Below are 6,574 nucleotides of genomic sequence, written 5' to 3'. Positions count from 1 at the left end.
CCTGTCGGCTTCAATGTGCCCGCATCTCCTAGAAGAACCTTAGAGCGAGTTCGTCGGTCGCCAGCAGCGCCGCCGCCCTCGTTGGTGAGGCGGTTTCTACGGCCCAACACAAAACAAGTCAACAGCCGATTTCGAGAAAAATGATATTTCTCATAACAGACTGATCTTACAGGGAAAATTGTTAGTCATGCCGCAAGGGGTACCTTTTCGGACAATCGAGAATTGCATTCGGCTTCAAAATGGAAAACGGATCAACCATGGCGGGCAGGCCTGCCCCGGACAGGCCTGCGGACGCTTTCGCCAACCCGGACAGCAGGCTATTGAAGCTGCAGTAGACGTGAACAACGGAGACGGCATGGCTGCCCGACGATATGCCAGCGAGATCGCCTGCATGCCTATGCGCGCGTATGCGAGGAGGCCCGTGCAGTGAGCGAGCCCAGCTTCACTGGCGCGACTCGCATTTCACCAGGGGCATTGCCGAGGCTCCCGGTCAGCGAGGTGCTGCCGCAACTCTCCCAGGCGCTTGTGGACGGCAACCGTGCCATACTGGCGGCGCCGCCCGGGGCCGGCAAGACCACGCTCGTGCCGCTGCACCTCCTGAATGCCCCGTGGCGCGGCAGCGACGGCCGCATCATCCTGCTGGAACCGCGCCGGCTGGCGGCACGGGCGGCAGCCGGACGGATGGCGGAGCTGCTGGGTGAGAACATCGGGGACACCGTAGGGTACCGGATGCGGCTGGAAAGCCGGATCTCGGCCCGCACGCGCATCGAAGTCGTGACCGAAGGCGTGTTTGCGCGCATGATCATCGAGGATCCGGAACTTTCGGGCATCGCTGCGGTCCTCTTCGACGAGTTTCACGAACGCTCGCTTGACGCCGATCTCGGACTGGCGCTGGCGCTGGACGCGCAGTCGGCATTGCGCGAGGACCTGCGCATCGTGGTGATGTCGGCAACCCTCGATGTCGACCGCGTCTCACGCCTGATGCACGCGCCTGTGATTGAAAGCGCGGGACGAAGTTTTCCGATCGATGTTCGCCACGCCGACCGCCCGGCAGGGGAGCGGATCGAGGACACGATGGCGCGCGCGATCCGCGAGGCCCATTCGGGTGAAACCGGATCGATCCTTGCCTTCCTGCCGGGACAGGCCGAGATCCGCAGAACGATGGAACGTCTCGTAGGACGCTTCGACGAGAACACGGCACTGATGCCACTCTATGGCAACCTGACGCAGAAGGAACAGGACGAGGCCATCCGTCCGACAGCGCCGGGCCGACGCAAGATCGTGCTCGCTACCTCGATTGCGGAAACGTCGATCACCATCGACGGCGTGCGCGTGGTGATCGACAGCGGCCTGCAGCGCCTTCCGGTGTTCGAGGCGTCGACCGGCATCACCCGGCTCGAGACGGTGCGGGTCTCGCGCGCGTCTGCCGAGCAGCGCGCCGGCCGCGCGGGCCGGACCGAACCCGGCATTGCCATTCGCCTGTGGCATGCCGGGCAGACGGCGGCACTCCCCGCCTTCACGCCGCCGCAGATTCTTGCCAGCGACCTCTCCGGCTTCGTGCTCGACCTGGCGCAATGGGGCGTGACGGATCCATCGAGCCTCGGGCTGATCGACCAGCCGCCCCCGGCCAGTCTCGAGGAGGCGCGCACACTGCTGCGCCTCCTCGGGGCGATCGACGCCTCCGCTAGCCTCACGGCGATCGGAAGGCGGATGCGTTCGATGGCGCTGCCGCCGCGACTGGCGGCGATGGTCATCCATGCCGCCCGGGACAATGCTGCACTGGAGGCGGCGTTGCTGGCGGTCCTCCTGACCGAACAGGGCCTGGGTGGGCCTTCCATCGATCTCGAGGAGCGGCTGCGGCGCTTCAAGAGCGAACGCGGCGAGCGGGCCGAAGCCTCGTGCCGGCTGGCCGGCCGCATGGCAGCGGCGGCGGGAGGGAAGGCTGCGGCGGCAGCGGTTCAGCCCGGCGCTTTGCTGATGCACGCTTTCCCGGACCGTATCGCGCTGCAAAGGGGCGGGCGTGGCCGGTTCGTCATGGCGAACGGACGGGGCGCGGAACTTCCCGAGACAGAAGGCCTTGCTGCAAGCCCCATGCTGGTCGTGGCGGACCTGACCGGCCAGGCAGGCAGACAGCGGATCCTCGCTGCCGCCGCGGTGAGCCGGGCGGATGTCGAGGCGGAAATGGCCGACAGCATCGTGCGCGAGGACCAGTGCCTGTTCGATCCCGAAAGCCGCCAGGTGCGCGCGCGCCGCGTCACGCGCCTTGGCGCCATCATATTCGAGGAAACGCCCCTGCCGCGGCCGACAGGAGCGAACGCCGCGCGCGCGCTCGCCGAGGGCGTTCGGCAGTTGGGGCTGCAGGCCCTGCCGTTTTCCAGGTCCGGCGGCCAGCTGCGCGAGCGGATCGGCTTCCTTCACCGCAGCGTCGGCGCTCCCTGGCCGGACATGGGCGACGAGGCGCTGCTCTCCCGCCTGGACGAATGGTTCACACCCTTCCAGGAGCAGACGCGCGGGCTCGACGACGTCACGCCGGCAAGCCTTTCGGAAGGGCTGATGGGGCTGGTCCCCTACGAGTTGCAGCGGGACCTCGATCGGCTCGTTCCCACCCACTTCGAGGCCCCGACGGGCCAGCGCCATCCGATCCGATACGACGGAAACGAGCCGACCCTGCCGATCCGCGTCCAGGAGCTGTACGGGCTGCGCGCGCATCCCGCCCTCGCCGGCGGCCGTTTGCCGCTCCTGCTGGAGCTTCTTTCGCCGGCGCACCGGCCGATCCAGACGACCCGCGATCTTCCCGGTTTCTGGGCGGGCTCGTGGAAGGACGTGCGTGCCGAAATGAGAGGCCGCTATCCGCGCCATCCCTGGCCGGAGGATCCCGCCAACGCCGCCCCGACGACACGAGCGAAGCCACGTGGTACATGACGAACTGCGGGAAAGTGGCCGGCTGGCGCAGACGCGCAGCCGCAGGCAAGACGCAAGCATCAGGAGTCCCGATGGCCGGAAAGACCATACCGACGTACCACGACATCACCGAGATCAGCCATAGCCGGCAATTGCGGCTGGAAACACTGATCCGGCTCAGGTGGCTTGCGGTGGTTGGCCAATCCATCGCGGTCATCGTCGTCGCATTCTGGCTCGGCTTTCCCTTGCCCTTCGCTGCCTGCTGCGTGCTGATCGCGCTGTTGGCCGCAGCGAACTTCTATCTGACGTTCCGTTATCCACCGGCGCACAGGCTGACGCCGGCCGCCTCGCTCGTGCTGCTCGGTTTCGACCTCAGCCAGCTGATGGCGCTGCTTTTCATCACCGGCGGGCTCGCGAACCCCTTCGCGCCGCTGGTCTGTGTCCCGGTGATTATCTCGTCGTCGGCCCAGCCGATCCGCCACAGCATGGCGCTCGGCATCCTTGCCGTGGCGGGGATCACCGCGCTCGCCTTCACCCCCTTTCCGCTGCCGTGGTATTCGGGCTCGATCCTCGTCATGCCGCCGATCCTGATCGCAGGCGTGTGGTTCGCCATCTGCTCCACCACCGGCTTCGCCGCTTTCTATTCCTACCGCGTTTCGCTGGAGGCCTCCGAGCTTTCGGATGCGCTGGCGGCGACGGAACTGGTGCTCCAGCGCGAAAAGCACCTGTCCCAGCTGGACGGGCTCGCGGCGGCGGCGGCGCACGAACTGGGAACTCCACTCGCCACCATCAGCGTCGTCGCCAAGGAAATGGAGCGCGAACTCGGCAAGGACCCCCGCTTCGGCGAGGACGTACAGCTGCTGCGCAGCCAGAGCGAGCGATGCCGCGATATCCTTCGCCGGCTGACGACGCTTTCTGCCGAGGACGAGGCGCACATGCGCCATCTGCCGCTTTCCTCCCTGCTGGAAGAGGTGATGGCGCCGCATCGCGAGTTCGGCATCAAACTAACCCTGAACGAGGAAAACGAGCGCGACGGCGAGCCGATCGGCCAGCGCAACGCGGGCATCCTCTATGGGCTTGGCAACCTGCTGGAGAACGCGGTCGACCATGCGAGGTCGGAGGTGCGGGTCACCGCCAGCCACAACGCCGAGAAGGTGAAGATCGTGATCGAAGACGACGGAGACGGCTATGCGCCGGACATCCTGCTGCGGATCGGCGAGCCCTATGTGACGAAGCGGCAGCGGGACGATCGCGCCGGCGGCCTTGGCCTCGGCCTGTTCATCGCCAAGACCCTGCTCGAGCGCTCCGGGGCGCGCCTGACCTTCGGCAACCGCCAGAACGGCGTGCCCGGCGCCCGGGTGGAGGTCGAATGGCCGCGGCATCGGATGGACATCAATCTTTCGATTTGACTTTACCCGCCGCGCTCGAGCGGTCATAAGAAATTCATCTGAAAGCAGGAAATACAGCGCGGAATTGCAAGATGGCCGACAACACCGATGCCACTCAAACCGATCCCGGATTTAGTGATGCCGACTATATCGGCGCGGATCCATCGCTTCTGCTGGTCGATGACGACGGCCCGTTCCTGCGCCGCCTGGCACGCGCCATGGAAACACGCGGCTTCGTCGTCGATATCGCCGAATCGGTTGCCGAAGGCATTGCAAAGGCCAAAAACACGCCGCCCAAATATGCCGTCATCGATCTGCGGCTCGGCGACGGCAGCGGCCTCGACGTGATTGCCGCCATCAGGCAGCGCCGCGACGACACCCGCATCATCATGCTCACCGGTTACGGCAACATCGCAACGGCCGTGAACGCCGTCAAACTCGGAGCCGTGGACTATCTGGCCAAGCCGGCGGACGCCGACGACATCTTCGCCGCGCTGACGCAAAAGCCCGGCGAAAAGGCGGAGCTACCCGAAAACCCGATGTCGGCGGACCGGGTCCGCTGGGAGCATATCCAGCGGGTTTACGAAATGTGCGAACGCAACGTGTCGGAGACGGCACGCCGGCTGAACATGCACAGGCGCACGCTTCAGCGCATCCTGGCCAAGCGGGCACCGAAGTAAGAGACATTCCTGATGCAGGAAGCCGGCAGGCTGCGGCTTTGCCGCGTTAGGTCTTTGTTTTCGCGCATGTCGTTCTGCAAAACCGCGGCACACTTTTGCGCGCCATGCTTTGGGCGACACAAGCGCTGTGAAGTCAGTCGCGGGCGCCGGAAACGATGGCGGCCATCTCCGAGCCCTCCCCCGCCTTGTCGGTCAGCAACTCGGCCTGAAGCAGGCGGCCTGCCGCAACCCTTGCGAAGGAGAAGGTCACGGACTTCCGGGTCGGCGGCGCAAGCTTGTGTTCCGGCGCCTCGCGCAGGATGTGGGCGCCGTAGCCGTCGGAGACGATGAGACCGCAGTCTTCCGGAAAAATGTCCAGCGGAACGCCCCTGTGCGTGGCGAAGAAGAGCCGGTCGCAGTGCAGCCGATAGTCGGGCCATTTCCTGTCGACGCGGAAATCCTCGATCGACGTCTTGATCTCGATGATCCAGATCTCGCCCTTAGGCGAAAGGCTGATCAGGTCGGCCCGCCTGCCGCTCGCCAGAGTCAGTTCCGCCAGCACCGCATGACTGAGTTCGCTGAACAGGCGTTGCACGCCGCGCCGCACCATCATGGCACGCTCCGACTGCCGTCCGTCGAGGAGCGGATTGTCATTGTGCAGCGACAGGATCGTCATCGTCGAATCTCCAGGTGGACGCGATCGCGCCACCTTATCAGCTTTCCGGAAAAGGAACCGCAACCGCCTGCGGCATCGGGAAATGTTGCAAAAAAGCAAGCCGCCGCCTTTTTGCTTCTGCGCAACCGCGCAGAACCGCCGACCCACTTGCAATGCGCCGGCGAAGGAAAATAAACGTGGTTGCAGACGTCCGGAATGACCGGCACGCCACCTCCCGAGTCGAAGAGAATTAGATGCGCCTCCGCACTGCCCTTTTTCTATGCGGCCTTGCAGCGTCCGCGACGCTTGCCGGTTGTTCTTCCGTTCCCACGTCCACGCCGATCATCGGCGAGAAGGTGGCCACCAACCAGATCTTCACCTCCGAATACGGCTCGGTCGAGGATCACGGCTACGCACTGCCGGCCATTCCGATCCAGCGCGTCGATCCGAAGTATCACCGCCAGATTGTCGATTATAAGACCGACCAGAAGCCGGGCACGATCGTGGTCAACACGCCGACCCGCTTCCTCTATTTCGTGCTGCCCGGCGGCAAGGCCGTGCGCTACGGCATCGGTGTCGGCAAGCAGGGTTTCGCATGGGAAGGCGAGGCCTATATCGCCTGGAAGCAGGAATGGCCGATGTGGCATCCGCCGGAAGAAATGGCCCAGCGCAAACCTGAAGTGGCAAAGTATGTAAAGGAAGGCATGCAGCCGGGCCTGACCAACCCGCTCGGCGCCCGCGCCCTCTACCTCTTCAACGCCAAGGGCCAGGATACGCTGTTCCGCCTGCACGGCACGCCGGAGTGGAGCTCCATCGGTACGGCTGCCTCCTCGGGCTGCATCCGTCTGATGAACCAGGACATCATCGACCTTTATTCGCGGGTTCGTCCCGGCAAGGGCGCGCGCGTCGTCGTCCAGCAGTAAGCTTAAAGCCACCAGCAAAGAGGAAGAAAGCCGCCGGTCTCCCGGCGG

Annotated in this window: 5 protein-coding genes; 4 read left to right on the top strand and 1 reads right to left on the bottom strand. The window is 65.1% G+C overall.

Going from position 1 to position 6,574, the window contains the following annotated elements:
- Positions 1 to 459: 459 nt before the first annotated feature.
- The 3 genes from hrpB (at position 460) to HV823_RS02495 (ending at position 4,969) form a co-directional block, all read left to right on the top strand.
- The gene (gene hrpB / locus HV823_RS02505; RefSeq protein ID WP_176948188.1) at positions 460 to 2,922 is read left to right on the top strand and encodes an ATP-dependent helicase HrpB; all 2,463 of its coding nucleotides are present in this window, start codon (positions 460 to 462) and stop codon (positions 2,920 to 2,922) included.
- A 71-nt stretch (positions 2,923 to 2,993) separates the two neighbouring features.
- Positions 2,994 to 4,310 carry an ActS/PrrB/RegB family redox-sensitive histidine kinase gene (locus tag HV823_RS02500; RefSeq protein ID WP_176948158.1) on the top strand — a complete coding sequence of 439 codons (1,317 nt, stop codon included), beginning with the start codon at positions 2,994 to 2,996 and terminating at the stop codon, positions 4,308 to 4,310.
- Between the two features lie 71 nt (positions 4,311 to 4,381).
- Positions 4,382 to 4,969, top strand: coding sequence for an ActR/PrrA/RegA family redox response regulator transcription factor (locus HV823_RS02495; protein ID WP_176948157.1), 588 nt, complete (start codon positions 4,382 to 4,384; stop codon positions 4,967 to 4,969).
- Positions 4,970 to 5,102: 133 nt separating this feature from the next.
- Here the strand turns inward: HV823_RS02495 and HV823_RS02490 are convergent, their stop codons facing one another.
- Positions 5,103 to 5,624, bottom strand: a complete 522-nt coding sequence (locus HV823_RS02490) for an MmcB family DNA repair protein (protein WP_176948156.1) — start codon at positions 5,622 to 5,624, stop codon at positions 5,103 to 5,105.
- Between the two features lie 233 nt (positions 5,625 to 5,857).
- Here HV823_RS02490 and HV823_RS02485 point away from each other — a divergent pair, with 233 nt between their 5' ends.
- The gene (locus HV823_RS02485; RefSeq protein ID WP_176948155.1) at positions 5,858 to 6,526 is read left to right on the top strand and encodes a L,D-transpeptidase; all 669 of its coding nucleotides are present in this window, start codon (positions 5,858 to 5,860) and stop codon (positions 6,524 to 6,526) included.
- Positions 6,527 to 6,574 lie beyond the last annotated feature (48 nt).

Source organism: Mycoplana rhizolycopersici, from assembly GCF_013378445.1.
Classification (GTDB): Bacteria; Pseudomonadota; Alphaproteobacteria; order Rhizobiales; family Rhizobiaceae; genus Mycoplana; species Mycoplana rhizolycopersici.
Note: the sequence above shows the minus strand (reverse complement) of the source record. Positions and strands in the feature narration are given on the sequence as shown.

Coding starts and splice junctions, on each gene's coding strand:
- HV823_RS02500 (WP_176948158.1), top strand. CDS start 2,994: ATGGCCGGAAAGACCATACCGACGTACCACGACATCACCGAGATCAGC.
- HV823_RS02495 (WP_176948157.1), top strand. CDS start 4,382: ATGGCCGACAACACCGATGCCACTCAAACCGATCCCGGATTTAGTGAT.
- HV823_RS02490 (WP_176948156.1), bottom strand. CDS start 5,624: ATGACGATCCTGTCGCTGCACAATGACAATCCGCTCCTCGACGGACGG.
- HV823_RS02485 (WP_176948155.1), top strand. CDS start 5,858: ATGCGCCTCCGCACTGCCCTTTTTCTATGCGGCCTTGCAGCGTCCGCG.